Raw genomic sequence first — 26,907 nt, 5'->3', positions numbered from 1 at the left:
CGAACACGACCGCGAACACAACCGCGATGACGACCCCGGACGGCAGGATCCGTGTCCCGACCGACGTGGATGCGGTGACCGCGATCGGCGACGAGGACCACTCGGAAATCGACAGCGCGGCCATCGACCGCATCTGGCTGGCCGCCCGCGGCTGGTACCAGGCGGGCATGCACCCGGCGATCCAGCTGTGCCTCCGGCACCGTGGCCGCGTCGTGCTCAACCGAGCGATCGGTCACGGCTGGGGCAACGCGCCCACCGATGCTCCCGATGCCGAGAAGATTCCCGTCACGACGGACACACCGTTCTGCGTGTACTCGGCGGCCAAGAGCATCGCCGCGACCGTGGTGCACATGCTCGTCGAACGGGGCGTCTTTTCCCTCGACGACCGGGTCTGCGAATACATGCCCACCTTCACCAGCCACGGCAAGCACCGCATCACGATCCGGCATGTGCTGACCCACAGCGCCGGCCTCCCGTTTCCCACCGGGCCGCTGCCGGACCTCAAGCGCACCGACGATCACGAGTACGTGCAGGAGATGCTGAGCAATTTGCGGCCGCTGTACCGGCCGGGGCTGGTGCACATGTACCACGCGCTGACCTGGGGTCCGCTGATCCGCGAGATCGTCTACACGGCCACCGGCAAGGATATTCGGGAGATCCTGGCCACCGAAATCCTCGACCCGCTGGACTTTCGGTGGACCAACTTCGGCGTCGCCAAGCAAGACCTCGACCTGGTCGCGCCGAGCCACGCCACCGGCCGGCCCTTACCCCCGGTGATCGCGCAGATATTCCGCAAGGCGATCGGCGGAACGGTGCACGAGATGATCCCGGTGACCAACACACCGTTCTACTTGACCACCGTGATCCCGTCGTCGAACACCGTGTCGACCGCCAACGAGATGTCACGCTTCGCCGAAATTTGGCGCCGCTATGGCGAACTCGATGGGGTGCGGGTCCTGCAGGCGGAAACGCTGCGCGGCGCGGTGGCCGAATCCCGGCGGTTGCGCCCGGATTTCGCGGTGGGGCTGATGCCGGCTCGTTGGGGGACGGGCTTCATCCTCGGCACGAACCGATGGGGGCCGTTCGGGCGCAATGCACCGGCCGCTTTCGGCAGTCTGGGCTTGAGCAATATCGCGATCTGGGCCGACCCCGAGCGCAGCCTGGCCGCGGGCCTGATCAGCAGCGGCAAACCCGGCCGCGATCCGGAACTGCGCCGTTACGCGGCGCTGATGAACACCATCGCGGCGCAGATCCCGACAGTCTGAGCGCGCGCAGCGGAACCCGGCGGACGACATCGAACTTGCCTGGGCAATCGTGCATGTGTTTTGCATCACCGCACACCGGGCAAACACACAGATGCAATCCGACCGCTTCCGGCCACTGCTGGCCACACCGGGGCCGTTCGCCTCGGTGTTCTTCGCGGACACGGAGAATGCCGATGACGCAGCTGCTCAGGCCCGTCGTCAATGGCCGGCATTGCGCGAACAACTGAAGTGGCAGGGAGCGCACGACTCGGTCATCGCCGACATCGAATACGCCGTCACAGAACTCGATCCACCGATACACCGCGGCGGGCGCGCGGTGATCGCGGGCGCCACCGGCATCGTGCTCAACGAGTACCTGGTTCGGGCCGCAGCCGAACCGATCGTGCGTGTGTCCGAGTTGCCCTACATCGTCCCCATTCTTGAACACGGGTTCGAGCACTCGAGTTATCTCCTGGTGGTGGCCGATGCCGGGGGCGCGCTGATCACCATCCACGACGTCATCCGGCGCTCGGAGACGGTCGAGGCGAGCAATGATTGCGCACCCGACGCTGCCGCAGCGCAACCGCCGGCGGGCGACGCCTCGCCGCGGAACGCGATCGCCGACCGAGTTGGCGAACTGGTCGACAACTGGTCTTTGCAAGCGATATTCCTGGTCGGCGACGGGGAGCTGCGCGCGAAGCTGCTGGCGAAGCTCCCGGAACGGCTGAGGGATCGCGCCACATCGCTACCGATCGGCGTCGGTCGAGGTGGATACGACTTTGAGGAGATTCAACGGGCCATCGACACAACACTGCTGCGTCGACGCCTCAATCTGATCGACAACGCGACGGCACGCTTCAACGCCGAAATGGGCCGGAATTCCGGGCTGGCCGCCGAGGGCCTCGGCGCCGTCTGTTCGGCGCTGCGTCGGGGGGCGGTCGACACGATGATCATCGGCGAGATCGATGGCGCCACCGTGGTTGCCGACGCGGAAATGACGACCGTCGCGCCCAACGCCGACATGCTCTCGGAACAGGGCGCCGCTGCGGCCAAGACGCTGCGGGCCGACGAGGCATTGCCGCTATTGGCGATTTCGGCGGGCGCGTCGGTGGTGCATACCGACGAGCGAATCGCCCCGGCCGACGGAATCGGCGCCATTCTTCGCTGCACGAAGACGCCCGATCCGGCTCGCCGCTGAACACCGCGGTGGCGGAGGGATTTGAACCCCCGGACGGTTTTAGCCGTCTCTCGCTTTCAAGGCGAGTGCATTAGGCCGCTCTGCCACGCCACCGCTGACAAGGGTAACGGGGCTAGTACCGTGGCCCGCATGCGCGCCATCGTCGCCGAATCCGCCGACCGACTCGTCTGGCAAGAGGTCCCCGATGTCTCCGCCGGGGCCGACGAGGTGCTGATCAAGGTCACCGCGGCCGGCGTCAACCGTGCCGACGTGCTGCAGGCCGCCGGCAAGTATCCGCCCCCGCCGGGAGCCAGCGACATCATCGGCATGGAGGTATCCGGCGTCATCGCCTCAGTGGGCTCCGGTGTCGCGGAATGGTCTGTCGGACAAGAAGTTTGCGCGTTGCTGGCCGGTGGCGGCTACGCCGAATACGTCGCGGTTCCGGCGCCTCAGGTGCTGCCGATTCCGGACGGCGTCACGCTGGAGGACGCCGCGGGCCTACCCGAGGTGGCCTGCACGGTGTGGTCGAATCTGGTGCTCACCGCGCACCTGAGCGAGGGCCAGCTGCTATTGATGCACGGCGGGGCCAGCGGCATCGGAACCCACGCGATTCAGGTCGCGCGCGCCTTGGGCGCCCGGGTGGCGGTCACCGCTGGTTCCGAGGAGAAGCTGCAGACCTGCCGCGACCTGGGTGCCGAGATCACCGTCAACTACCGCGACGAGGACTTCGTCGCGCGGCTGCAGGAGGCCGGCGGCGCCGACGTGATCTTCGACATCATGGGTGCCTCCTATCTGGATCGCAATCTCGACGCCCTGGCCACCGACGGACAGTTGGTGATCATCGGCATGCAGGGCGGGCTCAAGGCCGAGCTCAACATCGGCAAGCTGCTGCCCAAGCGTTTACACGTGATCGGCACCACGCTGCGTGGCCGACCGGTGAGCGGCCCGAACAGTAAGGGCGAGATCGTGGCCGCGGTGACGGCGTCGGTGTGGCCGATGATCGCCGACGGCCGGGTCCGTCCGTTCATCGGCGCGCGCATACCGATTCAGCAAGCCGGCGAAGCGCATCAGCGGCTGGTGTCGGGCGACGTGCACGGAAAGATCGTGCTGACCGTCTAGCTGGGCCGTTGAGTGTGCAGTCAGGGCTGCCAGTGTGCAACTAGGACGACCTGAATGCACACTCGGCCCGAGGGCGGGCGGCGCGAGGGCGGGCGGCGTAACGCGAGGGCGGGTCAACCCAACGACGCCAGCGCGCGCACCAGCTGATCGACCTCGGCCATCGTCGAGTAGTGCGCCAGCCCGACCGTCACCGCGCCGCCAACATCATTGGCGCCCAAGGCATCCAGCACGCGTGAACTCTCGTTCGAGACGGCCAGAATTCCGTTGTCCGCCAAGCGCTGCACGACCCGCTCGGCGGGCACGCCCTGCAACGCGAAGCTGACGAGAGGTATCCGCACCTCCGGGCGACCGATCAGCATCATCAACGGCAGAGATCGCAACGAGACCATCAGGTAGTCGAAGATCCGGTTGAGATACGAGGCGGCCGATTGCATCGAGACCGAGAGTCGCTCACGCCGGCTGCCGCGGGCCGATTCATCCAATGCCGCAAGGTATTCGATGCTGGCAACGACGCCGGCCAGCAGCCCGAACTGATGCGCGCCCACCTCAAGGCGTGCCGGGCCGGTGGCGTTGGGATCGGTGGAGACCGAGCTGAACGAGTTGATCAGAGCCGGATCGCGAAACACGATCGCCCCGATCGGCGGGCCGCCCCAGGCGAGCGCGTTCACCGCGACCACGTCGACCTCTGTTTCCTTGATGTCGAGCAGTCGGTAGGGCGCGGCCGCGGAATGATCGACGATCACCAGCCCGCCGACGTCGTGGACCAGCTTGGTCATCGCCCGCAGATCGGTGACTGTGCCCAGCGTCCCCGACGCCGAGGTGACCGCGACCAGTCGCGTCGATTTCCCAATCAAGCTCTCCCACTGCCACGTCGGCAGCTCACCGTTTTCGATGTCGACCTCGGCCCACTTCACCTTGGCGCCGTAGCGGTGCGCCGCCCGTAGCCACGGGGCGATGTTTGCCTCGTCGTCCAGGCGGCTGACGACCACCTCGTAGCCCAGGCCGGCCCGCGAGGACGACGCCTCGGCGAGCGAGGACAGCAGGATCGCGCGGTCGGCGCCCAGCACGATGCCGGCCGGGTCGGCGTTGAACAGATCGGCCACGGCCGAGCGCGCCGCGTCGAGGACGGCGGCACTGCGCTGCGCCGACGGGTGCGCACCCACGGTGGTGGCGCTGGAGCGGCGGAACGCCGTCGAGACCGTCGTCGCAACGGAATCGGGAATCAACATCCCGGACGGCGCGTCGAAGTGCACCCATCCGTCACCCAGTGACGGATGCAGTCCGCGCACCCGGGCGACGTCATAAGCCATGCCAGCCACCTTAGAGCTTCCGCACTAGAGCGAAATTGTGACGGTAACGGGTGCCACAGACGCTAGAGCCAGCCGGTGGCTTCCCGAGCCAGGTCACCCGGCCAGCCATACTAGTCGAGTGGGGCTCTGGATCGGAACGCTGATCGCACTGTTTTTACTGATCGCCCCGGGGACAATCGTTGCGCGTATCGCCCAGCTGACGTGGCCAATCGCGGTCGCAGTCGGCCCGGCACTGACCTACGGTGTCGTCGCGCTGGCGATCATTCCCTACGGTGCGCTCGGAATCCCTTGGAACGGTTGGACTGCGCTGGCGGCGCTCGCCGTCGTGTGTGTGGTGGCGACGGGTTTGCAGCTACTACTCGCCCGCTACCGCGACACCGACGCCGAGGCGCGTGGGATCGCGGGCTGGCCGGCGCTCGCGGTCACCGCCGGAGTGCTGCTCGGCACGCTGCTGATCATGTGGGCGGCCTATCGCGGGCTGGCGGCCCACTGGCAGACCGTCCCCAGCACCTGGGATGCGGTGTGGCACGCCAACGAGGTGCGCTTCATGCTCGACACCGGGCAGGCGTCCTCCACCCATATGGGTGAGCTGCGCAACGTCGAGACCCACCAGGCGCTGTACTACCCGTCGGTGTTCCACGCCCTGACCGCGGTGTTCTGCCAGCTCACGGGTGCGGCGCCGACCACCGGCTACACCCTGAGTTCGGTGGCGGCCTCGATCTGGCTGTTCCCGACCAGCGCGGCGATGCTGACCTGGCATCTGCTGCGCCCGGTGCTGACGCCGGGCCGCGCGGCCGCGATCGCGGGTACCGCGGCCGCGCTGTCCGCGTCGTTCACCTCGGTGCCCTACGTGGAGTTCGGGGTGGCCGCGATGCCCAACCTGGCGGCCTACGGCGTCGCGATCCCGACGTTTCTGCTGATTGTCTCGACGTTGCGGCACCGCGACCGCATCCCGCTAGCCGCGTTGGCGCTCGTCGGCGTGTTGTCGGTGCACCTGACCGGCGGCTTCATCGTCATCTTGTTCCTGCTGGGCTGGTGGCTGCTGGATGCGTTGTGGCATCCGGTGCGGGGCCGGCTGCCCGATGTCGGGATCCTGGCTGCCGTCGCGGCGCCGACGGCGCTGATCCTGGCGCCGCAATTCATCGGGGTGCTCAGACAGGCCGACATCATCGCCGGGCACGCCTTCCCCAGCTTCAAGAGCGTCAAGCAGGGCGTCATCGATGCGTTGCTGCTGCACACCCGCCACCTCAACGATTTCCCGACCCAATACGGCCTGGTCGCGCTGGTCTACCTCGGCATGGCGTATCTGCTGTACAAGCGCATCTGGTGGCCCGTGGCGGTCTGGCTGGTGCTGACCGTGGCGACCATCTATTCGGGCGCACCGTTTCACAACCCGCTCGGCGCCGCCATCGAAGGGCTGAGCACGTTCTTCTACAACGATCCGCGCCGGCTCACCTCTGTGGTGACGATGCTGGTGACGCCGATGGCGGCCATCGCGCTGTTCGGCGCGGTCGTGCTGTTGGTAGCGATCGCCAAACGAATCACCGGCCGGTTCAAACGGTTGCCCACGCCGATCTGGGCGTCGGCCACCGCGGTGCTGCTGGTGTTCTCGACGGTGTTCATCGGCCGGCACTATCTGTATCGCCACATCGTGCTGTTCGGCGATAAATACGACTCGGTGATGATCGACCAGCGCGATCTGATGGCCATGGCGTATCTGGCGAAACTGCCGGGCGCACACGACACCCTGATCGGCAATGCCAATACCGACGGCACGGCCTGGATGTACGCGGTGGCCGACCTGCATCCGCTGTGGACCCACTACGACTATCCGCAGCAGACCGGGCCGGGACCCGAGCGCTACATCATCTGGGCCTTCGCTCGCCGCGGCGATTCCGACCCGAGGGTGGTCGAGGCGATCAAGGCGCTCAATATCCGGTACATCTACACCAGCTCGCCCACGGTTCGCGGGTTCGCCGTGCCCGACGGACTAGTGTCGCTGGAAAAGTCGAAGTCGTGGGCGCTGATCTACGACAACGGCGGGGCCAGAATTTACGAATGGCGCGGAAATGCCACCCCGCCCCGCCCATAGACGTACAAGAGGATGGTGACCGGATTGACTAACGGCAACGACGACGACGGCGTCGAGATCATCGGCGGTGTCGACCCGCGGATCATGGCCATTCGCGAGGCAGCCGACGACGACGATTCCGACGAGCGCTCCGTGACCGATCTCATCGAGCAGCCCGCCAAGGTGATGCGCATCGGCACCATGATCAAGCAACTGCTCGAAGAGGTGCGTGCGGCACCGCTCGACGATGCCAGCCGCAAGCGGCTGCGCGACATCCACGCCAAAAGCATCCGCGAGCTGGAAGAGGGTCTCGCGCCGGAACTTCGCGAGGAGCTCGACCGCCTCACCCTGCCGTTCAACGAGGACGCCGAGCCGTCAGACGCCGAGTTGCGTATCGCCCAGGCCCAGCTGGTCGGCTGGCTCGAGGGGCTGTTCCATGGCATCCAGACCGCACTGTTCGCCCAGCAGATGGCCGCCCGCGCGCAGCTCGAACAGATGCGCCAAGGAGCCCTGCCCCCCGGAACCGTACGACCGGGCCACGGACCGGGCTCGGGCACCGGGCAATACCTGTAGGCGAAGGCGTCAGTGTCCGGTCCTCGCGGTCCTCATATCGAGACCAGCAACGCTTGGGTGGAATTTCCCATCTTCGACGCCAAGTCGCGATCGTTGAAGAAGGCCTTCCTCGGCAAGGCGGGCGGCACGATCGGCCGCAACAACTCCAACGTCGTCGTCGTCGAGGCGTTGCGGGACATCACGATGTCACTCGAGTTGGGCGACCGCGTCGGCCTGGTCGGCCACAACGGGGCCGGGAAATCGACTCTGCTGCGCCTACTTTCGGGCATCTACGAACCCACCCGGGGCTGGGCGAAGGTCACCGGCCGGGTCGCGCCGGTGTTCGACCTCGGCGTCGGGATGGACCCCGAGATCTCCGGCTACGAAAACATCATCATCCGCGGCCTGTTTCTCGGTCAGACCCGAAAGCAGATGCTGGCCAAGGTCGACGAGATCGCCGAGTTCACCGAGCTCGGGGACTACCTGTCGATGCCGCTGCGGACGTATTCCACCGGGATGCGGGTGCGGCTGGCGATGGGCGTGGTCACCAGCATCGACCCCGAGATCCTGCTGCTCGACGAGGGCATCGGCGCCGTGGACGCCGACTTCCTGAAGAAGGCCCAGTCGCGATTGCAGGGCCTGGTGGAACGGTCCGGAATCCTGGTGTTCGCCAGCCATTCCAACGAATTCCTGGCCCGGCTGTGCAAGACCGCGATGTGGATCGACCACGGCGTCATCCGCCAGACCGGCGGCATCGAAGACGTGGTGCGCGCGTACGAGGGCGAAGACGCCGCGCGTCATGTCCGCGAGGTGCTGGAAGAAACCCGGCTGCAGATTCAGGCCGATAAACCGCTGGCGCAAAGCGCTTCCGGGGATGAGTGAGTCCATCTTCGCCGTCGTGGTCACCCACCGGCGACCCGACGAACTCGCCAAGTCGCTGGACATGCTGAGCGCACAGACCCGACTGCCCGATCACCTGATCGTCGTCGACAACGACGGCGGCGCGGATGGCCGGATCCGCGACCTGGTTGCCGCGCAGCCGATCTCGACCACCTACCTGGCGTCGAGCCGAAACCTGGGCGGCGCAGGCGGTTTCGCGTTGGGCATGCTGCACGCGCTGGCCGGCGGCGCCGACTGGGTGTGGCTGGCCGACGACGACGGTCGCCCGCAGGACTCGCGGGTGCTGGCCACGCTGTTGGGCTGCGCCGAGAAGCACGGCCTGGCCGAGGTGTCGCCGATGGTATGTGACCTGGACGACCCGGAGCGGCTGGCCTTCCCGCTGCGGCGTGGCCTGGTATGGCGTAGGCGCGCAAGCGAATTGCGCACCGAACCGGGGCAGGATCTGCTGCCCGGGATCGCGTCGCTGTTCAACGGCGCGTTGTTCCGGGCGTCCACCCTGGACGCGGTCGGCGTCCCGGACATGCGGCTGTTCATCCGCGGCGACGAGGTCGAATTGCACCGCCGGCTGGTGCGCTCCGGGCTGCCGTTCGGGACCTGCCTGGACACGATCTACCTGCATCCCTGCGGATCCGACGAGTTCAAGCCGATCCTGGGCGGCCGGATGCACACGCAGTATCCCGACAGCCCGACGAAGCGGTTCTACACCTACCGCAACCGCGGCTATCTGTTGTCCCAGCCGGGTCTGCGCAAGCTGCTGGTCCAGGAGTGGGTTCGGTTCGGTTGGTTCTTCTTGATATCCCAGCGCGACCCCCGAGGCCTGCTGGAGTGGATTCGGTTGCGCCGCTTGGGACGTCGTGAGCAGTTCGGCAAGCCTGGAGGATCTGGATGACTTTCATCGATGCCGCCGCACAGTCGCGGACCTTCACCCGGGCCCGCGGCGACCTGGTCGACGGATTTCGCCGCCGGGAGCTGTGGCTGCACCTGGGCTGGCAGGACATCAAGCAGCGGTACCGCCGCTCGGTGCTGGGCCCGTTCTGGATCACCATCGCGACCGGGACCACGGCCGTCGCGATGGGCGGGCTGTATTCGAAGCTGTTTCACCTCGACCTGTCGGTGCATCTGCCGTATGTCACGCTCGGCCTGATCATCTGGAACCTGATCAACGCGGCCATCCTGGAAGGTGCCGACGTGTTCGTCGCCAACGAGGGCCTGATCAAACAATTGCCGACGCCGTTGAGCGTGCACGTCTACCGGCTGGTGTGGCGGCAATTCATCCTGTTCGCCCACAACATCGTCATCTATCTCGTCGTCGCGATCATCTATCCCAAACCGTGGTCATGGGCCGATCTGTCGGTGATTCCGGCGCTGGCGTTGATCGTGCTCAATTGCATCTGGGTGTCGCTGTGCTTCGGCATCCTGGCGACGCGCTACCGCGACATCGGTCCCCTGCTGTTTTCGATCGTGCAGCTGCTGTTCTTCATGACGCCGATCATCTGGAACGACGACACGTTGCGGCAGCAGGGCGCCGGACGCTGGTCGAGCATCGTGGAACTCAACCCGCTGCTGCACTATCTCGACATCGTGCGGGCGCCGCTGCTGGGCGCCCACCAGGAGATGCGGCACTGGACGGTGGTGCTGGTGCTGACCGTCGTCGGCTGGATCCTGGCGGCGTTCGCGATGCGCCAGTACCGCGCCCGGGTTCCCTACTGGGTCTAGCGGGTTGCGTCGGTGACGATCATCTCGTCGTCGCTGGTGGCCCAGGCCTTGGCGAAGACCTCGAGGGAAACCGTCTCGTCCGCGCCGTCGGAGGCGCCGCTGTCGTTCATGTGCACCTTGCCGTTGACCACGTCGACGCCGGTGACGACGACCGCGTGGTCGGAGGTCGGCTCGCCGTTGCGGTCCTTGGCGTCCACCGGCTGACCCCAGATCAGTTCCCCGTTCACCTCGACGATCACCTTCCGGCCGCCGGCCAGATACCGCTTGAGTGCGGCCATGCCGGTTGCGACACCGGTCGTCGGCGCATCGCTCGTGTTGGTCAACGTGGCGGCGACGCCGTAGTGCGCCAGCAGCAGCGGAAGGTCGTTGGGGCTGGTGCCTTGGCCGCTGTTCGGGTCGTTGGTGTCCTTGGGCACGGTGTAGATCGACCCGGGGTGGGTCTGGCTCGGCAGCTTCTGGGCCAGCGCGATGATCTCCTGCTCCGAGACCTGGTGGCCGGTGGCCTCGCCGATCACGTCGGCAGCAGCCATCAGCGCGCAGTCGTCATAGGTCTGGGGCCGCCAGAACGCGGCGGCCGCGGTCGGGTCGCCGTACATCCCACCGGTGGTGGTGTCGTCGGCGTGCGCCAACCCCGTCGCGAAACCGAGTGTGAGACCGACAGCGAAGACTGCGAGACCGATAGTCCGGGCGGCCTTTCCGGCCACGACGCCAAGCTTGGTCGTGATCATGATGGGCTCCTTTGCTCATCTGCGCCTAGCGATTCAGGTGCATGAGGAAAGGCTCGACCATGGCCCTCTAAGAATCCTTGGAAGCGGCACCAAGGATTCTTTGAGAATCCGCCAAGACCGCGGTCAGAGGCTGGGCTGGCCGGAAAAAGCCTGGATAACAGGGGATTTGGCAAGGCGTCGGCACCCAGCGAAAGGTTTCATATGCATCTTGTCCGGCAGTGTGACGCCGGCGTCTATCCTTGCGGCAAACGTGCCGAAACTCGACGCTGGAACCCGTCGATGGAGGAATATGCGATCGTGAGCGACGCCTTGGCAATCGGTTGTGTGGGGAAGCTGGTCGTGGCGACCCGCGGCGACCGTGGCGCCGGCGAGGTGTTGGTGACCGTGCGGGGGTCCAAGGAGACCTTCCTGGCCTGGTCCGACGACCCACTACCGAAGGGCAGCAAGGTCCTGGTGGTCGAGACCCGGGGCGGGCGGACGGTGGTGGTCGAGCCTTGGAACGAGTGAAATCCCCTGTTACACAACACCAAAACCTAAGGAGTCCAAGAAATGCTCGGTTATAGGGTGCCCGCGCCGGACGAGGCGATGCTGATCTCCGGTGCCAAAGCCAAGGGCGACGCCCCGTTCCGGGTGGTGACCGGCCACGGCGCCTTCGTCCTCCCGTTCTTCCGCAAGGCGCGCTTTTTGACCCTGGCCATGTGCGAGTCCGAGGTCGCCGAAAAGTGCGTCACGCAACAAGGAATCACCCTCAACGTCCGGGCGGTGATCGCCTTCAAGGTCGGCAACGACACCGAGAGCATCATCAGCGCCGCCCAGCGATTTTTGTCCGAGCAGGATCAGATGTCGGTACTGACCGGCCGGATCTTCGCCGGTCACCTCCGGTCGATCATCGGGTCGATGACCGTCGAGCAGATCATCCGGGAACGCCAGAAGCTGGCCACCGAGGTCCTCGACGGCTCCAAGGAGGAGATGGCCCGGATCGGGCTGGCCGTCGACGCGCTGCAGATCCAGTCCATCGACGACGACGGCCTGGGCTACATCAACGCGATGTCGGCGCCGCACAACGCGGCCATCCAGCAGATGGCGCAGATCGCGCAGGCCCAGGCGAACCAGAAAGCCGCGGAAGCCGAGCAGGAGTCCCAGCGCCAGCAGGCCGAATTCGCCCGTCAGACCGCGGTTGTCAAGGCGCAATACAAGGCCGAGGTCGACAAGGCCCAGGCGGAGGCCGCCCAGTCGGGCCCGCTGGCCGAGGCGGAGGCCCAGCGCGAGGTGCTGGCGATGCGCACCGAACTGGCCCAACGCGCCGCCGAACTGCGCCAGCAAGAACTGGTCGCCGAGGTGGTCAAGCCCGCGGAGGCCGAGGCCGAGCGGGTCCGGATCCTGGCCGTCGCCGACGCCGAGAGGATGAAGATCCTGGCCGAGGCGGCGGCGTCGCACAACCGGGTGGCCTTGGACAAGGCACTGATCGACCAGCTGCCCGACATCGTGGAGCGGGCCGCGGCCGGGCTCGCCGGTGCGAACCTCACCGTGCTCAACGGGGCTGACGGCCTTAGCCAGGTGGCCAGTGGGCTCGTGTCGCAGGGCAAGGCGATCTTCGACGCGCTGCGCGGCGAGATCGTCGAGTATGACGACAACGCGACGCCACAGTAAGGCAGCCTTGTCGAATCAACTTGTGCCGCAACGCTAGTCAGCGGCAAATAACAGGTCGTCCAAAAGGGCATCCCAGATTGGGTTCCGTAGCGCGTCCGTATCGACATGGATTCCTGAGAGTCCCGAGGTTCCCGAGGTTCCCGCCAGACCCGGTGACGCCAGCGCGCTGAGGGCCGGATCCGTGGGGGGCGTCGGTACCGCCGGTGCGATATAGGCAGTGCCGACAAGCCCCTGAGGCCCGGCCGAGCCACCCGGGCCGAGGGTGATGGCCTCGTTGGGGCCGATGGTCAAAATGCCCCCTTGCTGGATGGGCAGGGTGGCGCCGATATTGACGGTCACGTGCGCACCGTCGTTGACCATCAGGGTGCCGGCGTTGCCGACGGTCAAAGTGCTGGTGCCGTTGAGGGTGACGGTGCCGGCGGAGTCGACGGTGACGGTGCCCCCGTCCGTGAGAGTGCCGCTGCCGGCGATGGTCAGGTTGCCGGCGTCGGTCAGCGTGGCGCCCTGCTGGACTGTCAATGCGCCGGAGTTCGTCACCGTGCCGCCAGAGCTCACTGTCATGGTGCCGTTGTCGCTGAACGCGCCGCCGGACTGAATGGTTAGCGCGCCGCCATCGGTAACGTTAAAGCCGGTATTGGCAAAGCCCACGTTGCCGCCATTGTCGACAAACATCGCGCCGGAATCGGTGATGGTGCCCGAGTTGCTGAGCAGGAAGCCGTTGTTGTCGACCGTGAAAATGCCGCCATTCTCGACGGTCAGGCTGCCGTTGAGACCCACCGAGAATGAGCCGGCATCGTTGACAACCCCGCCGCTGTCCACGTCCAGGGCGCCAAAGACCTGGAGGCCACCATTCACGTTGAGGGTGCCGGAGTCGGTGAGGGTGCCGCCGGCGTTGACGAAAACGCTGCCGCCGGCGTCATCGGTGAAGGTGCCACCGACGTTGACATTGACCGTGCCCACGTCTGTCAGGATGCCGTTGCTCACGGTCAGGCTGCCCGTGTCGGTGCCACCCGTGCTGACGGTGAGCGTGCCGCCGGTGTTGACGGTTAAGTGGCCGGCGTCGGACAGGGAGCCGCCACCGGTCACGGTCAGGCTGCCCGTGTCACCAGTGATGCTGGCGTTGCTGACGGTGAGGGTGCCGCCATGGCCGACAGTCACCGTCCCGCCATCCGACAAAGTGCCGCCACCAGTCACCGTCAGGCTGCCAGTGTTCGTGCCACCCGTCCCGACTGTGAGCGTTCCACCGTGGCCGACCGTCAGCGTCCCGCCGTCGGACAAAGTGCCAGCACCGGTCACCGTCAAACCGCCCGTATCGGTGCCACCCGTACTCACCGCGAGCGTCCCGCCGCTGTTGACCGTGACCGTCCCGCCATCGGACAAGGTGCCGCCACCGGTCACCGTCAAACCACCGGTATCGGTGCCGCCCTGGCTCACGGTCAGCGTGGCGTTCTGCAAGACCGTGAACGAGCCGGAGTCGGTCACGGTACCGCCGGAACTCACCAGCATGGTGCCGTTGTCGCTGAACACGCCGCCGGACTCAATGGTCAGCGCGCCGCCATCGGTGACGTTAAAGCTGCCGTTAAAGACCACGGTGCCGCCATTGTCGACAACCAGCGTGCCGGAGTCGGTGATCGTGCCCTGGCTGCTGAGCAGGAAGCCGTTGTTGTCGACCGTGAAAATGCCGCCAGGGTCGACAGTCAGGGTGCCATTGAGACCGACCGAGACTGTGTTGGCGTCGTTGACAACCCCGCCGCTGTCCACGTTCACCGCGCCGAAGGTCGACAGGACATGGTTGATGTTGAGGGTGCCGGGGTCGGTGAGGGTGCCGCCGACGTTGAGGGTGCCGCCGGCGTTGACGAAAAAGCTGCCGTTATCGGTGAGGGTGCCGCCGGCGTTGACGGTGATCGTGCCCACGTCGTTCAGAATGTTGCTCACGGTGAGGCTGCCCGTGTCGGTGCCACCCTGGCTCACAGTCAGCAAGCCGCCAGTGTTGACAGTCAAGTGGCCGGCATCGGACAAAGCACCACCGCCGGTCACGGTCAGGCTGCCCGTGTCGGTGCCACCCTGGCTGACGGTGAGGGTGCCACCGCTGTTGACGGTCACCGTCCCGCCATCGGACAAGGAGCCGCCACCAGTCACCGTCAGGCTGCCAGTGTTCGTGCCACCCGTCCCGACTGTGAGCGTTCCACCGTGGCCGACCGTCAGCGTCCCGCCGTCGGACAAAGTGCCAGCACCGGTCACCGTCAAACCGCCCGTATCGGTGCCACCGGTACTCACCGCGAGCGTCCCGCCGCTGTTGACCGTGACCGTCCCGCCGTCGGACAACGTGCCGCCACCGGTCACCGTCAAACCACCGGTATCGGTGCCGCCCTGGCTCACGGTCAGCGTGGCGTTCTGCAAGACCGTGAACGAGCCGGAGTCGGTCACGGTACCGCCGGAACTCACCAGCATGGTGCCGTTGTCGCTGAACACGCCGCCGGACTCAATGGTCAGCGCGCCGCCATCGGTGACGTTAAAGCTGCCGTTAAAGACCGCGGTGCCGCCATTGTCGACAACCAGCGTGCCGGAGTCGGTGATCGTGCCCTGGCTGCTGAGCAGGAAGCCGTTGTTGTCGACCGTGAAAATGCCGCCAGGGTCGACAGTCAGGGTGCCATTGAGACCGACCGAGACTGTGTTGGCGTCGTTGACAACCCCGCCGCTGTCCACGTTCACCGCGCCGAAGGTCGACAGGACATGGTTGATGTTGAGGGTGCCGGGGTCGGTGAGGGTGCCGCCGACGTTGAGGGTGCCGCCGGCGTTGACGAAAAAGCTGCCGTTATCGGTGAGGGTGCCGCCGGCGTTGACGGTGATCGTGCCCACGTCGTTCAGAATGTTGCTCACGGTGAGGCTGCCCGTGTCGGTGCCACCCTGGCTCACAGTCAGCAAGCCGCCAGTGTTGACAGTCAAGTGGCCGGCATCGGACAAAGCACCACCGCCGGTCACGGTGAGGAAACCGGTATCACCGGTGGTGGTAGTGCTCACGGTCAACGTGCCGCCGCTATTGACCGTGATCGTCCCGCCATCGGTCAAAATGCCGCCACCACTCACCGTCAGGCTGCCGCTGTCGGACAGGGTGGTTGCGGCATTGACGATCAAGCCGCCGTTGTCGGTCAGGGAGCCGCCCGCGTTAATCGTCAGGGCGTTGTCGACGGTGAGCATGCCGCCCGGCTGGATGACAAGCGAGCCGCCGCTCTGAATTGTGGTTCCGCCGACGGGGACGTCGTAGGCAAAGCCGTTCGCGATGGTGATGGTTTGACCGTTGGTGATGGTGGACGGCAGCGTCGGATCGATGTAGGTGACGCCGTTGATGGTGACGGTGGGCTCGGCGGCCGCGACCGACTGTGGAGTTGTGGCAGCGGGTGCGACCGACTGCGTGGACGCCGCCGGTGCAGCCGACTGCGAGGAAGTGGTCACCGGCGTAACCGACTGCGTAGATGCCGCCGGTGCGGCCGACTGCGGCGAGGTGGCGGCCGGCGTGACCGACTGCGAGGAGCTGGCCGCCGGCGTAACCGACTGCGAGGACGCCGCGGGCGCGGCCGACTGCGAGGAAGTGGTCACCGGCGTGACCGACTGCGGCGAGCTGGCCGCCGGCGTGACCGACTGCGGGGAACTGGCCGCCGGCGTGACCGACTGCGGGGAGGTCGCGGGTGTTACCAGTTGCTGAGACACGGCACTCGAGCCGAGTTGCTCGGTCTGGGCCGTGGCGCTTAGTTGCTGGGCGCTGACGGGCATGCCCAGCTGCTGCGTCGCGGCGTTCGAGGTCAGCTGCTCCGCCTCCACCGTCGAACCCAGCTGTTGAGTCTGCGCCGTCGAGCCCAACTGCTGCGACGCGATGGAGGTCAGCTGCTGCTGGATCACCGACTGGGTCTGCGTGCCAACGGTATTGGCGGCGCTTTGCGCTACCGCACCACTCTGAGCGCTCTGGCCCGCCGGGTTGGTGGTGTGCGGCGGCTCGGCATACGACTGCAATGCGCTGGCGGCCGCGGCATCGATGGCATACCCGTACATCGCGACCGCGTCCTGAACCCACATCACCATGTACTGGGCCTCAGTGGCCGCGATCGCCGCGGTGTTCTGCCCAAAGAAATTGGTGGCGATCAACGCCATCAGCTGCGCCCGGTTCGCCGCGATTATCGGCGGGGGCACCGTCATCAAATACGCCGCCTCATAGGCCGCCGCCGCGGTATACGCCTGCTCGGCAGTCACCCCGGCCTGAGCAGCCGCGGCAAATAACCACGCCACATAGGGGGCCGCCGCCGCGCTCATTGCCATCGACGAGGGCCCAAACCACGCGAGGCCCGTCAGGCCCGACAACTCCGACGAATAGCCCGCGGCCGCGGATTCGAGCTCTGCGGCCGCCGCCTCCCAGGCTGCGGCCGCGGCAAGCAGGGGTCCCGAGCCCGGGCCGGTGTACATCAGCCCGGAGTTGACCTCTGGGGGCAGCAACCCAAAGTCCATCGGCCTTGCCCTCTCAAAACAGGCGGCAAGCCGCTTCCCCCAGTCGAAATGCTAACGCCGATCCGACCCAGTTCATGTAAAACGCACCGAAATAATCCCGTGGGTATGGTTGCTGGAAATAATTGACGCGTAAGGCAATTCTTTTTCGCGTATGTAGTGGCTCGCAGCCCACGAACACTCGCCCGCACCGGGCCTGGAAGTCGGCTTGCCCCCCGGCCGTGACCCCCAGCACGAATCCGCACCCCGGCGCCGCAAACGTGCTGCCGTCCGGTCGCAGTGCGCTGATGAACCCGAGCTACTTGTGGGCGATCGCCACGCTGCGCTGATCGGCGAGCGGCAGGATTTCGACATCGCGAAAGCCCGCCTGCTTACACCAGCCACCGAACTCGCGGCCGGTGAAGTCGAAGGCGTCACCGAACTCGACCAGCATGTTGAGCGACATCATCAGTGCGAAGACGTTTTCGCGGCGAGCATCATCGATCAGGTGCTCGACAACGACGAGTGCACCACCGCTGGGCAGGGCGTCATAGGCCGCGGCGATAAGTCGTCCTTTCCGCTCGAGATTCCAGTCATGCAAAATCATGCCCATCGTGATCACATCGGCCCGCGGAAAGGGACCGGCGAAGAAATCCCCCGCAGCAACCGCTACCCGGTCGCTCATCCCGGCCGCGGCAATCGCCTTCTCGGCAATCGGCGCCACTTCGGGCAGATCAAAAGTCGTGCACCGCAGCTGCGGATACCTTCGCGCCAGGATCATGCAGAGTTGCCCGGTGGCGCCGCCGATATCGCACAGCGTCGAATAAGGCGAGAAGTCCACGCGTTCGGCCAGCTCCCGGAAGGGCGCCCCCGACACCCCCGACATGGCACTCAAGAACTGCTCCAACCGAGCGGGATCACGGTAGAGCTCCTCGAACATCGGCTTACCGGTGAGCTTGACTTCGTTCTGCGGTCGGCCAGTCTTGAGCGCCTCGGTCAAGTCCGCCCAGAATCGGTACAACCGCGTGTTAGCCATTTCGAAGAATCCACCGAGATAGCTTGGGCTCTTCTTGTCCAAGAACGCTGCCGCTTCTACGCCGTTTCGGTAGCGGCCGGCCGGGCCGTCCCCGTCGCGCTCCAGGATTCTCAGCGCGACCAACGCGTCGAGAAAGTCATAGATCGCGCGCGCGTGCAGCCCCACCCGATCGCCGATCTCTTCGCCGGACATCGAGTCGGCACCGAGATGGGTGAAAACGTCCAGCTCGACCGCCGATAGCAGGGTCTTAGCCGGCCAAAAGCCCATACCAATATCCATCAGGCGCGACGGCTCCGGCCGGTCGTCGGTCATGCTGCGTCTCCTCAACCAAGCCCACAGTGGGCTGGTGCGCGTGTCAGACTGACACGCCGCGACGCGGTTTGCAGCGTACGAATGGATAATTGGCGAAACCAACCGGGCGCATCGCGACACGGCAGTCGCGGACCCGCTGCGAAAGGTCGACGGACGTGACGAAAAAAGTCCAATCAGTGGCGGACGCGGCGCGGGAGAGCCTGGCCGCGGAGCTGGACCGGCTGCGGCAGCGGCGCGAACTCCTCGAGGCCGAGGTCAAGGACGACCGCGGGATGACCGGTGATCACGGCGACGCGGCGGAGGCCATCCAGCGGGCCGAGGAACTGGTCGTCCTCGGCGACCGGATCAACGAGCTGGACCGGCGGCTGCGGACCGGGCCGTCGCACTCCGACGAGGACAATTCGCTGCCCGGCGGCACCGAGGTGACCCTCAAGTTCGCCGACGGTGAAGTCGTCACCATGCACGTGATCTCCATAGTCGAAGAGACGCCTGTCGGTCGTGAGGCCGAGACGCTGACCTCCCACAGCCCGCTGGGGCAGGCGCTGGCCGGGCACAAAGCCGGCGACACGGTCACCTACTCGACCCCGCAGGGCGAAAGCCAGGTCGAGTTGATCGCGGTCAAGCTGCCCAAGTAGCGGCCACTGGGGCACGCGCGCCCCCGATAAACTCGCCCAATGCTTCCCCCCGAGTCCGATACCGCGCCGGCGCGCCTGAGTCTGACCACCCAGATCACGCGTTTCGTGGTGACCGGCGGGATGGCCGCCGTCGTCGACTTCGGGCTCTACCTGCTGCTCTGGAAGGTGCTGGGCGTACAGGTCGACCTATCCAAGGCCATCAGTTTCGTGGTGGGAACCATCACGGCCTACCTGATCAACCGCCGATGGACCTTCCAGGCGGAGCCGAGCACCGCGCGGTTCGTCGCGGTCATGGTTCTCTATGCCATCACCTTCGCGGTCCAGGTCGGGCTGAACCATCTCTGCCTGGTGTTGATGCACTACACGGCCGTGGCGGCCGTCGTCGCGTTCGTGATCGCCCAGGGCACCGCCACGGTGATCAACTTCATCGTGCAGCGAGTCGTAATCTTCCGCATTCACTGACCCCACCCGTGCAAGCGGTACCCTCTTTGACGATGTTGAGCGCCGACTTTCCGACCACCCCGACCCGGCTGATGGGCTTTGGCCGCACCGCGCCGTCGGTGGCGCACGTGCTCTCGACGCCCGATCCCGAGGTGATTGCCAAGGCAGTGGCCCGGGTCGCCGACGCCGGCGGGCGGGGCGTGATCGCGCGCGGGCTGGGCCGGTCCTACGGAGACAACGCGCAAAACGGCGGCGGCCTGGTGATCGACATGACGGTGCTCAACCGCATCCACTCGATCAGCGCCGACACCCAATTGGTCGATGTCGACGCCGGCGTCAGCCTGGACCAACTGATGAAGGCGGCGCTGCCGTTCGGGCTGTGGGTTCCGGTGCTGCCGGGAACCCGGCAAGTGACCATCGGCGGCGCAATCGCGTCCGACATCCACGGCAAGAACCACCACAGCGCGGGCAGCTTCGGCAGCCATGTGCGGTCGATGGATCTGCTGATGGCCGACGGCTCGGTGCGCACGATCACCCCCGACGGCCCGACAGCCTCGGACGCCGAGCTGTTCTGGGCCACCGTCGGTGGCAACGGCCTGACCGGGATCGTGCTGCGCGCGACCATCGCGATGACGCCGACGGAGACGGCGTACTTCATCGCCGACGGCGTGGCCACCAAGGACCTCGATGAAACCGTCGCCTTGCACGTCGACGGCAGCGAAAGTCGGTACACCTACTCCAGCGCGTGGTTCGACCTGATCAGCCCGCCGCCGAAGCTCGGCCGCGCCGCCGTCAGCCGGGGCAGCCTGGCGAAGATCGATCAGCTGCCGAAAAAGCTCGCCAAGAATCCGCTGAAATTCGATGCGCCACACCTGTTGACGGTGCCGAACGTATTTCCGCTCAGCGCGATGAACAAGCTGTCGTTCATGGCGATCGGAGAGGTGTACTACCGGCTGGGCGGAACCTACACCGGCAAGATCGAGAATCTGTCGCAGTTCTACCACATGCTCGACCTGGTCAGCGGCTGGAATAACGCTTACGGCCCAACGGGTTTCGCACAACATCAGTTCCTGGTCCCACCGGACGCGATGGACGAATTCAAGGCGATCATTCGCTGGATCCAAACCCAGGGCCACTATTCGGCGCTGAACGTGTTCAAACTTTTCGGCCCGGGCAACCGTGCACCGCTCAGTTTCCCGATGGCCGGCTGGAATGTCGCGATGGACTTCCCCAACAAGCCCGGGATCAACGAGTTCCTCAACGAACTCGACCACCGGGTACTCGAATTCGGCGGGCGGGTCTACACCGCCAAGGACTCACGCACCACCGCCGAGACTTTTCACGCCATGTACCCCCGCATCGACGAGTGGATCGCCTTGCGCCGCAAGGTCGACCCGTTGCGGGTCTTCGCCTCCGACATGGCCCGACGTTTGGAGCTGCTCTAAATGGTGCTCGACGCCGTAGGAAACCCGCAGACGATCCTGCTGCTGGGCGGCACCTCCGAGATCGGGCTCGCGATCTGCGGGCGCTACCTGCAGAACGCACACGCGCGAATCCTGTTGGCCGCCATGCCCGGCGACCCGGGACGCGACGATGCGGTCGCGCAGATGAAGGCAGCGGGCGCACGCTCGGTCGAGCTGATCGACTTCGAGGCCACCCAGCCCGACAGCCATCCCAAGATGATCGACGCGGCCTTCGCCAACGGCGACGTCGACGTGGCCATCGTCGCGTTCGGCATCCTGGGCGACGCGGAAGAGCTGTGGCAAAACCAGCACAAGGCGGTGCTCGCCGCCGAGATCAATTACACCGCAGCGGTTTCGGTGGGCGTGCTGTTGGGCGAGAAGATGCGCGCCCAGGGCTTCGGCCAGATCATCGCGATGAGTACGGTGGCCGGCGAGCGAGTGCGGCGGTCCAACTTCGTCTACGGCTCCACCAAGGCCGGACTGGACGGCTTCTACCTCGGGCTTTCAGAGGCGTTGCGCGAGTTCGGAGTTCGCGTCCTGGTGATCCGCCCCGGCCAGGTACGTACCCGGATGAGCGCGCATGTCAAGGAAGCGCCGCTGACCGTCGACAAAGAGTATGTTGCCAACCTCGCGGTGACCGCGGCCGCAAAAGGTAAGGAATTGGTTTGGGCGCCAGCAGCATTCAAGTACGTGATGGTGGTGTTGCGACACATCCCGCGACCCATCTTCCGCAAGCTGCCCATCTGATCATGCGAAACGCGCTGGCCAGCCTCGGCCAGATGTTCGCGGCGGTGGTCGTGGCCGTCGGCGTCTCGGTGGTCTCGCTGATCGCCATCGCTCGGGTCCAGTGGCCCGCCTTTCCGTCGTCGAACCAGCTGCACGCGCTGACCACGGTCGGGCAGGTCGGTTGCCTGATCGGGCTGCTCGGCGTCGGCTGGCTGTGGCGGCGCGGCGGCCGGTACCCCCGGCTGGCCGCCCAGCTCGGCGGCCTGGTGTTCGTGTCGGCATTCAGCATCGTGACGCTGGGCATGCCGCTGGGGGCGACCAAGCTGTATCTGTTCGGCATCTCCGTCGACCAGCAGTTCCGCACCGAGTACCTGACGCGGCTCGCCGACAGCCCCGCCCTGCACGACATGACCTATCTCGGGTTGCCGTCCTTCTACCCGCCGGGCTGGTTCTGGATCGGCGGGCGCGCCGCGGCCCTGACCGGGATGCCCGCGTGGGAGCTGTACAAGCCCTGGGCGATCACCTCGATCACCGTCGCGATCGCCGTCGCGCTGGTGCTGTGGTGGCGGCTGATCCGGTTCGAGTACGCGCTGATCGTGACGACCGCGACCGCCGCGGTGACGCTGGCCTACGGCTCGCCGGAGCCCTACGCGGCGATGATCACCGTGCTGCTGCCGCCGGTGCTGGTGCTGACCTGGTCGGGCCTGCGGGCCGGTGAGCGCGCGCTGGGGGCCCCTCTCGAGCCCGAACGTGAAGCTAACTTCACGCTCGATCCCCAACGTGAAGCTAACTTCACACTCGGCGATGGTGCACTCGGCGATGGTGTGCTCGGCGATGGTGTGCTCGGCGATGGCGTGCTCGGCGATGGTGTGCTCGGCGAGGAGGAGCCCGGGGCCCAAGGCTGGGCCGCGGTGGTCGGCGCCGGGCTGTTCGTCGGCTTCACCGCCACCTGGTACTCGCTGCTGTTCGTCTTCACCGCATTCACGGTGGCGCTGATGGCGCTGGTGCTGGTGGTGTCACGCTGGCGGCGGGCCGGGTGGCAGGCCGCGCTCGACCCGCTGCGCCGGCTGGCCGTCATCGCCGTGATCGCCGCGGCCATCGCGGCCGTGACCTGGCTGCCGTTCCTGGTGCGCGCGGCGAGCAACCCGGTCAGCAACAGCGGCAGCGCATTCCACTACCTGCCGGCCGACGGCGCCGAGCTGACCTTCCCGATGCTGCAGTTCTCGCTGCTGGGAGCGATCTGCATGCTGGGCACGCTGTGGCTGGTCGTGCGCACGCGTTCGTCGGTGCGCGCCGGTGCCCTGACGATCGGCGTGCTGGCCATCTACCTGTGGTCGCTGCTGTCGATGCTGACCACGCTGGCACGCACCACGCTGCTGTCGTTCCGGCTGCAGCCGACGCTGAGCGTGCTGCTGGTCGCCGCCGGGGTGTTCGGCTTCATCGAGGCCACGCTTGCGCTGCAGCAGCGCGGCCGCGCCGTGGTGCCGGTGGCCGGGGCGATCGGGCTGACCGCCGCGATCGCGTTCAGCCAGGACATTCCCGACGTGCTGCGACCGGACCTCACGATCGCCTACACCGACACCGACGGCCACGGCCAGCGCGGCGACCGGCGCCCGCCGGGCTCCGAGAAGTTCTATTCCGCCATCGACGCCGCGATCGCGCAGGTCACCGGGAAGCCGCGGGATGAAACCGTGGTGATGACCGCCGACTACAGCTTCTTGTCCTACTACCCGTACTGGGGCTTCCAGGGGTTGACGTCGCACTACGCCAACCCGCTGGCCCAGTTCGACCTGCGGGCCGCGCAGATCAAGAAGTGGTCCAACCTCAAGAGTCCCGACGAGTTCATCCAGGCGCTGGACACCTCGCCGTGGCCGCCGCCGACGGTGTTCCTGATGCGCCGGGGCGCGAACAACAACTACACACTGCGGCTGGCCGAGGACGTTTACCCCAACCAGCCCAACGTTCGTCGCTACACCGTCGAGCTGCGGGCCGCGCTCTTCGACGACCCGCGGTTCGCCGTGCAAAGCGTCGGCCCGTTTGTGCTGGCCATCCGCCGGCCGCCGGCCCAATCGGCGGCAAGCCGCTGATGGCCACCGACACCTCACCCGACTTGGCCGAAGAACTACCATCTAGGTCCGTGAAGGTCGCGGGAGCTAGCCACCGGACCGCTCGCGTTGTCGCCGTCATCGCCGGACTGCTCGGAGCCCTGCTGGCGATCGCCACACCCCTGCTGCCGGTCAACCAAACCACCGCCCAACTCAACTGGCCGCAGCACGGCACCTTCGAAAGCGTCGAGGCGCCACTGATCGGCTATGTGGCTCCCGAGCTGAACATTTCGGTGCCGTGTGCGGCCGCCGCCGGACTGGCCGGACCGCAGAACGCCGGCAAGACGGTGCTGTTGTCGACGGTGCCCAAGCAGGCCCCCAAAGCCATCGACCGCGGGCTGCTGATCCTGCGCGCCAACGACGAACTGGTCGTAGTGGTGCGCAACGTCCCGGTGGTCACCGCGCCGCTGAGCCAGGTCCTCAGCCCGGCCTGCCAACGCCTGACCTTCACCGCGCACGCGGAGCGGGTCACCGCCGAATTCGTCGGGCTGAATTTCGGGCCCAACGCCGAACACCCCGGCGCGCCCCTGCGCGGTGAGAAGAGCGGCTACGACTTCCGGCCGCAGATCGTCGGGGTGTTCACCGACCTGGCCGGCCCGACGCCGCCGGGTCTGACCTTCTCGGCGACCGTCGACACCCGGTACAGCAGCAGCCCCACGGCCCTGAAGATGGCCGCGATGATCCTCGGGGTCGTACTGACCGCCCTCGCACTGATCGCGCTGCACGTCCTCGACACCGCCGACGGCACCCGGCACCGCCGGTTCCTGCCGTCGCGATGGTGGTCGATCGGCGCGCTGGACGCGCTCGTCATCGCCGTGCTGGTGTGGTGGCACTTCGTCGGCGCCAACACCTCCGACGACGGCTACATCCTGACCATGGCCCGGGTGTCCGAACACGCCGGCTACATGGCCAACTACTACCGCTGGCTGGGCACCCCCGAGGCGCCGTTCGGCTGGTACTACGACCTGTTGGCGGTGTGGGCACACGTCAGCACCAACAGCGTCTGGATGCGGCTGCCCACCCTGGCGATGGCGTTGACCTGCTGGTGGGCGATCAGCCGCGAGGTCATCCCCCGGCTGGGCCACGCCGTGAAGACCACCCGGGCGGCGGCATGGACGGCCGCGGGCCTGTTCCTGGCAACCTGGTTGCCGCTGGACAACGGGCTGCGCCCCGAGCCGATCATCGCGCTCGGCATCCTGCTCACCTGGTGCTCGGTGGAGCGGGCGGTGGCCACCAACCGGTTGCTGCCGGTGGCGATCGCCTGCATCATCGGCGCGCTGACCCTGTTCTCCGGGCCGACCGGCATTGCGTCCATCGGCGCCCTGCTGGTCGCCGTCGGGCCGCTGCGCACCATCATCCACCGCAGATCCAGACAGTACGGGGCGCTGCCGCTGCTGGCGCCCATCCTGGCCGCGGCCACCGTCACCGTGATCCTGATCTTCCGCGACCAGACCCTGGCCGGCGAAATGCAGGCGACCACACTCAAGCGCGCGCTCGGTCCCAGCCTGAGCTGGTTCGACGAGCACATCCGCTACGAGCGGCTGTTCATGGCCAGCCCCGACGGATCGATCGCCCGGCGCTTCGCGGTGCTGGCGGTGCTGCTCGCGCTCGGCATCACGGTGGCAATGTCGTTGCGCAAGGGCAGGATTCCGGGCACGGCCGCCGGACCAAGCCGTCGCATCGTCGGGATCACGATCATCTCGTTCCTCGCAATGATGTTCACCCCCACCAAATGGACACACCACTTCGGGGTGTTCGCCGGGCTTGCCGGGTCGTTGGGAGCGTTGGCCGCGGTCGCGGTGACCAGCGTGGCGATGCGGTCACGTCGCAACCGCACCGTGTTCGCCGCGACGGTGCTGTTCTTGGTCGCATTGTCGTTCGCCAGCGTCAACGGCTGGTGGTATGTCTCCAATTTCGGTGTGCCATGGTCGAATTCATTCCCAGCATGGAAGTTCGGCTTCACTACGATGCTGCTCGGGCTGACCGTGCTGGTGTTACTGCTGGCGGCGTGGTTTCACTTCATGGCGCCCGACAACGGGCCTCCCAAGACCCGCGCCGGGGCACGGATGGAGGGAATCATCCAGTCCCCGTTGGCAATTGCGGCATGGGCGCTAGTGACGTTCGAAGTCGTTTCGCTGACGCTGGCGATGACCGGGCAATACCCCGCCTGGTCGGTGGGCCGGTCCAACCTGGAGGCGCTGACCGGCAAGTCCTGCGGATTGGCCGAGGACGTCATGGTGGAGCAGGACCCCAACCCCGGCATGCTGTCGCCGATGTCCGGGCCGGTGGGCGACGCGCTGGGCGCCGGACTCTCGGAAGCCTTCACGCCCAACGGTATTCCCGCCGACGTCTCGGCCGATCCGGTGATGGAGCGTCCGGGCGACCGTAGCTTCGTCAACGAAGACGGCAAGACGACCACCAGCGAGGCCGGCACCGAGGGCGGCACCAGCGCCGCACCCGGAATCAACGGTTCGCGCGCCCAGCTGCCCTACAACCTTGATCCGGCGCACACTCCGGTGCTGGGCAGCTGGCGGCCCGGCATCCAGGTGCCCGCCATGCTGCGCTCGGGTTGGTACCGATTGCCGCCGCGCGACAAGGCGAAGCCCCTGCTGGTGGTGTCGGCGGCCGGCCGGTTCGATCCACGCGAGGTACAGGTGCAGTGGGCCACCGATGCCGAGGCGGCCGCAGGACATCCGGGCGGGTCGTTCCAGCTCTTCGACGTCGGCGCATCCCCCGCGTGGCGCAACCTGCGGATGCCGTTGTCATGGATTCCCGATAACGCGACCCAGGTCCGATTGGTCGCCAACGATGAAGACCTGGCGCCGCAGCACTGGATCGCGGTCACCCCGCCGCGGATTCCCGAACTGCACACGCTGCAGCAGGTGGTGGGCTCGGCGGACCCGGTGTTCCTGGACTGGCTGGTGGGCCTGGCGTTCCCGTGCCAGCGGCCGTTCGGCCATCAAAACGGCGTCGACGAAACACCCAAATGGCGCATCCTGCCGGACCGATTCGGCGCCGAGGCCAACTCGCCGGTGATGGACAACAACGGCGGTGGCCCATTGGGTGTCACCGAGTTGCTGGTCAAGGCGACCACGATCTCGACCTACCTGAAAGACGACTGGTCCCGCGATTGGGGCTCGCTGCAGCGCCTGACGCCGTATTACCCCAACGCCCAGCCCGCCCGTCTCCAGTTGGGGACGGCGACCCGCAGCGGCCTGTGGGATCCGGCCCCGCTGCGCCGCGGCTAGT

The 26,907-nt window shown here is 66.7% G+C and carries 19 protein-coding genes, 1 tRNA gene and 1 pseudogene; 16 read left to right on the top strand and 5 right to left on the bottom strand.

The window, feature by feature from the left end; genetic code table 11:
- The first annotated feature begins 26 nt into the window (after positions 1-26).
- Together lipE and LMQ14_RS00775 are read left to right on the top strand one after the other, a co-directional pair.
- Complete coding sequence (lipE, locus tag LMQ14_RS00780) at positions 27-1,265, top strand: lipase LipE (RefSeq protein WP_267735722.1); 1,239 nt, start codon at positions 27-29, stop codon at positions 1,263-1,265.
- Between the two features lie 91 nt (positions 1,266-1,356).
- Positions 1,357-2,442, top strand: a complete 1,086-nt coding sequence (locus LMQ14_RS00775; protein ID WP_267732984.1) for a hypothetical protein — start codon at positions 1,357-1,359, stop codon at positions 2,440-2,442.
- A 6-nt stretch (positions 2,443-2,448) separates the two neighbouring features.
- On the opposite strand, the gene LMQ14_RS00770 is transcribed toward LMQ14_RS00775, so the two are convergent.
- A tRNA-Ser gene (locus tag LMQ14_RS00770) sits at positions 2,449-2,535 on the bottom strand.
- Between the two features lie 36 nt (positions 2,536-2,571).
- Here LMQ14_RS00770 and LMQ14_RS00765 point away from each other — a divergent pair.
- The gene (locus tag LMQ14_RS00765; RefSeq protein ID WP_267732983.1) at positions 2,572-3,540 is read left to right on the top strand and encodes an NAD(P)H-quinone oxidoreductase; all 969 of its coding nucleotides are present in this window, start codon (positions 2,572-2,574) and stop codon (positions 3,538-3,540) included.
- Positions 3,541-3,653: 113 nt separating this feature from the next.
- Here the strand turns inward: LMQ14_RS00765 and LMQ14_RS00760 are convergent, their stop codons facing one another.
- Positions 3,654-4,850 carry a cysteine desulfurase-like protein gene (locus LMQ14_RS00760; RefSeq protein ID WP_267732982.1) on the bottom strand — a complete coding sequence of 399 codons (1,197 nt, stop codon included), beginning with the start codon at positions 4,848-4,850 and terminating at the stop codon, positions 3,654-3,656.
- Positions 4,851-4,968: 118 nt separating this feature from the next.
- Here LMQ14_RS00760 and LMQ14_RS00755 point away from each other — a divergent pair, with 118 nt between their 5' ends.
- From LMQ14_RS00755 to LMQ14_RS00735, 5 genes are read left to right on the top strand one after another with little or no spacing between them, the layout of a single operon-like run.
- A complete protein-coding gene (locus tag LMQ14_RS00755) occupies positions 4,969-6,942 on the top strand; it encodes a DUF6541 family protein (RefSeq protein ID WP_267732981.1) in 1,974 nt (657 codons plus the stop codon).
- Between the two features lie 12 nt (positions 6,943-6,954).
- Positions 6,955-7,494 carry a bacterial proteasome activator family protein gene (locus tag LMQ14_RS00750; RefSeq protein ID WP_267732980.1) on the top strand — a complete coding sequence of 180 codons (540 nt, stop codon included), beginning with the start codon at positions 6,955-6,957 and terminating at the stop codon, positions 7,492-7,494.
- Positions 7,495-7,506: 12 nt separating this feature from the next.
- Positions 7,507-8,355 (top strand): ABC transporter ATP-binding protein, encoded by an 849-nt coding sequence (locus tag LMQ14_RS00745; RefSeq protein ID WP_085222028.1) that lies wholly within the window; start codon positions 7,507-7,509, stop codon positions 8,353-8,355.
- Entirely contained in the window at positions 8,348-9,262 is a 915-nt protein-coding gene (locus LMQ14_RS00740) for a glycosyltransferase (protein WP_267732979.1), read from the top strand. Before LMQ14_RS00745 ends, LMQ14_RS00740 begins: the two co-directional genes overlap by 8 nt.
- Positions 9,259-10,089 (top strand): ABC transporter permease, encoded by an 831-nt coding sequence (locus tag LMQ14_RS00735; RefSeq protein WP_267732978.1) that lies wholly within the window; start codon positions 9,259-9,261, stop codon positions 10,087-10,089. The genes LMQ14_RS00740 and LMQ14_RS00735 overlap by 4 nt, the downstream gene beginning before the upstream one ends.
- Here LMQ14_RS00735 and LMQ14_RS00730 read toward each other — a convergent pair.
- On the bottom strand, positions 10,086-10,817 hold the full coding sequence (locus LMQ14_RS00730) for a C39 family peptidase (RefSeq protein ID WP_267732977.1): 732 nt from the start codon (positions 10,815-10,817) through the stop codon (positions 10,086-10,088). The two genes, LMQ14_RS00735 and LMQ14_RS00730, sit on opposite strands and share 4 nt — an antisense overlap.
- Positions 10,818-11,114: 297 nt before the next feature.
- Here LMQ14_RS00730 and LMQ14_RS00725 point away from each other — a divergent pair, with 297 nt between their 5' ends.
- A complete protein-coding gene (locus tag LMQ14_RS00725) occupies positions 11,115-11,324 on the top strand; it encodes a hypothetical protein (RefSeq protein ID WP_267732976.1) in 210 nt (69 codons plus the stop codon).
- 42 nt (positions 11,325-11,366) lie between these two features.
- A complete protein-coding gene (locus tag LMQ14_RS00720) occupies positions 11,367-12,467 on the top strand; it encodes an SPFH domain-containing protein (protein ID WP_267732975.1) in 1,101 nt (366 codons plus the stop codon).
- A 3,732-nt stretch (positions 12,468-16,199) separates the two neighbouring features.
- Here LMQ14_RS00720 and LMQ14_RS00715 read toward each other — a convergent pair.
- Together LMQ14_RS00715 and LMQ14_RS00710 are read right to left on the bottom strand one after the other, a co-directional pair.
- Positions 16,200-16,964: pseudogene (locus LMQ14_RS00715) on the bottom strand (PPE family protein); the annotation flags it as partial.
- A 295-nt stretch (positions 16,965-17,259) separates the two neighbouring features.
- Positions 17,260-18,288, bottom strand: coding sequence for a methyltransferase (locus tag LMQ14_RS00710; RefSeq protein ID WP_267732974.1), 1,029 nt, complete (start codon positions 18,286-18,288; stop codon positions 17,260-17,262).
- 155 nt (positions 18,289-18,443) lie between these two features.
- On the opposite strand from LMQ14_RS00710, the gene LMQ14_RS00705 reads away from it, so the two are divergent.
- Genes LMQ14_RS00705 through LMQ14_RS00680 form a run of 6 tightly spaced genes read left to right on the top strand, consistent with a single transcriptional unit; the run spans position 18,444 to position 26,906 of the window.
- Positions 18,444-18,923 carry a GreA/GreB family elongation factor gene (locus LMQ14_RS00705; protein WP_267732973.1) on the top strand — a complete coding sequence of 160 codons (480 nt, stop codon included), beginning with the start codon at positions 18,444-18,446 and terminating at the stop codon, positions 18,921-18,923.
- Positions 18,924-18,962: 39 nt separating this feature from the next.
- Entirely contained in the window at positions 18,963-19,385 is a 423-nt protein-coding gene (locus LMQ14_RS00700) for a GtrA family protein (RefSeq protein ID WP_267732972.1), read from the top strand.
- A 32-nt stretch (positions 19,386-19,417) separates the two neighbouring features.
- Complete coding sequence (locus LMQ14_RS00695; protein WP_267732971.1) at positions 19,418-20,809, top strand: FAD-binding oxidoreductase; 1,392 nt, start codon at positions 19,418-19,420, stop codon at positions 20,807-20,809.
- Positions 20,810-21,574 carry a decaprenylphospho-beta-D-erythro-pentofuranosid-2-ulose 2-reductase gene (locus tag LMQ14_RS00690; protein WP_267732970.1) on the top strand — a complete coding sequence of 255 codons (765 nt, stop codon included), beginning with the start codon at positions 20,810-20,812 and terminating at the stop codon, positions 21,572-21,574. It abuts the gene before it with no gap.
- Between the two features lie 2 nt (positions 21,575-21,576).
- Entirely contained in the window at positions 21,577-23,640 is a 2,064-nt protein-coding gene (locus tag LMQ14_RS00685) for a galactan 5-O-arabinofuranosyltransferase (RefSeq protein WP_267732969.1), read from the top strand.
- Positions 23,640-26,906: an arabinosyltransferase domain-containing protein gene (locus LMQ14_RS00680; RefSeq protein WP_267732968.1), complete on the top strand. Its 3,267-nt coding sequence runs from the start codon at positions 23,640-23,642 to the stop codon at positions 26,904-26,906. The genes LMQ14_RS00685 and LMQ14_RS00680 overlap by 1 nt, the downstream gene beginning before the upstream one ends.
- The last annotated feature ends 1 nt before the right edge of the window (position 26,907 follow it).

This window comes from Mycobacterium sp. Aquia_213 (genome assembly GCF_026625985.1).
Taxonomy (GTDB): domain Bacteria; phylum Actinomycetota; class Actinomycetes; order Mycobacteriales; family Mycobacteriaceae; genus Mycobacterium.
This window is presented reverse-complemented; position numbering and strand designations above follow the sequence as displayed.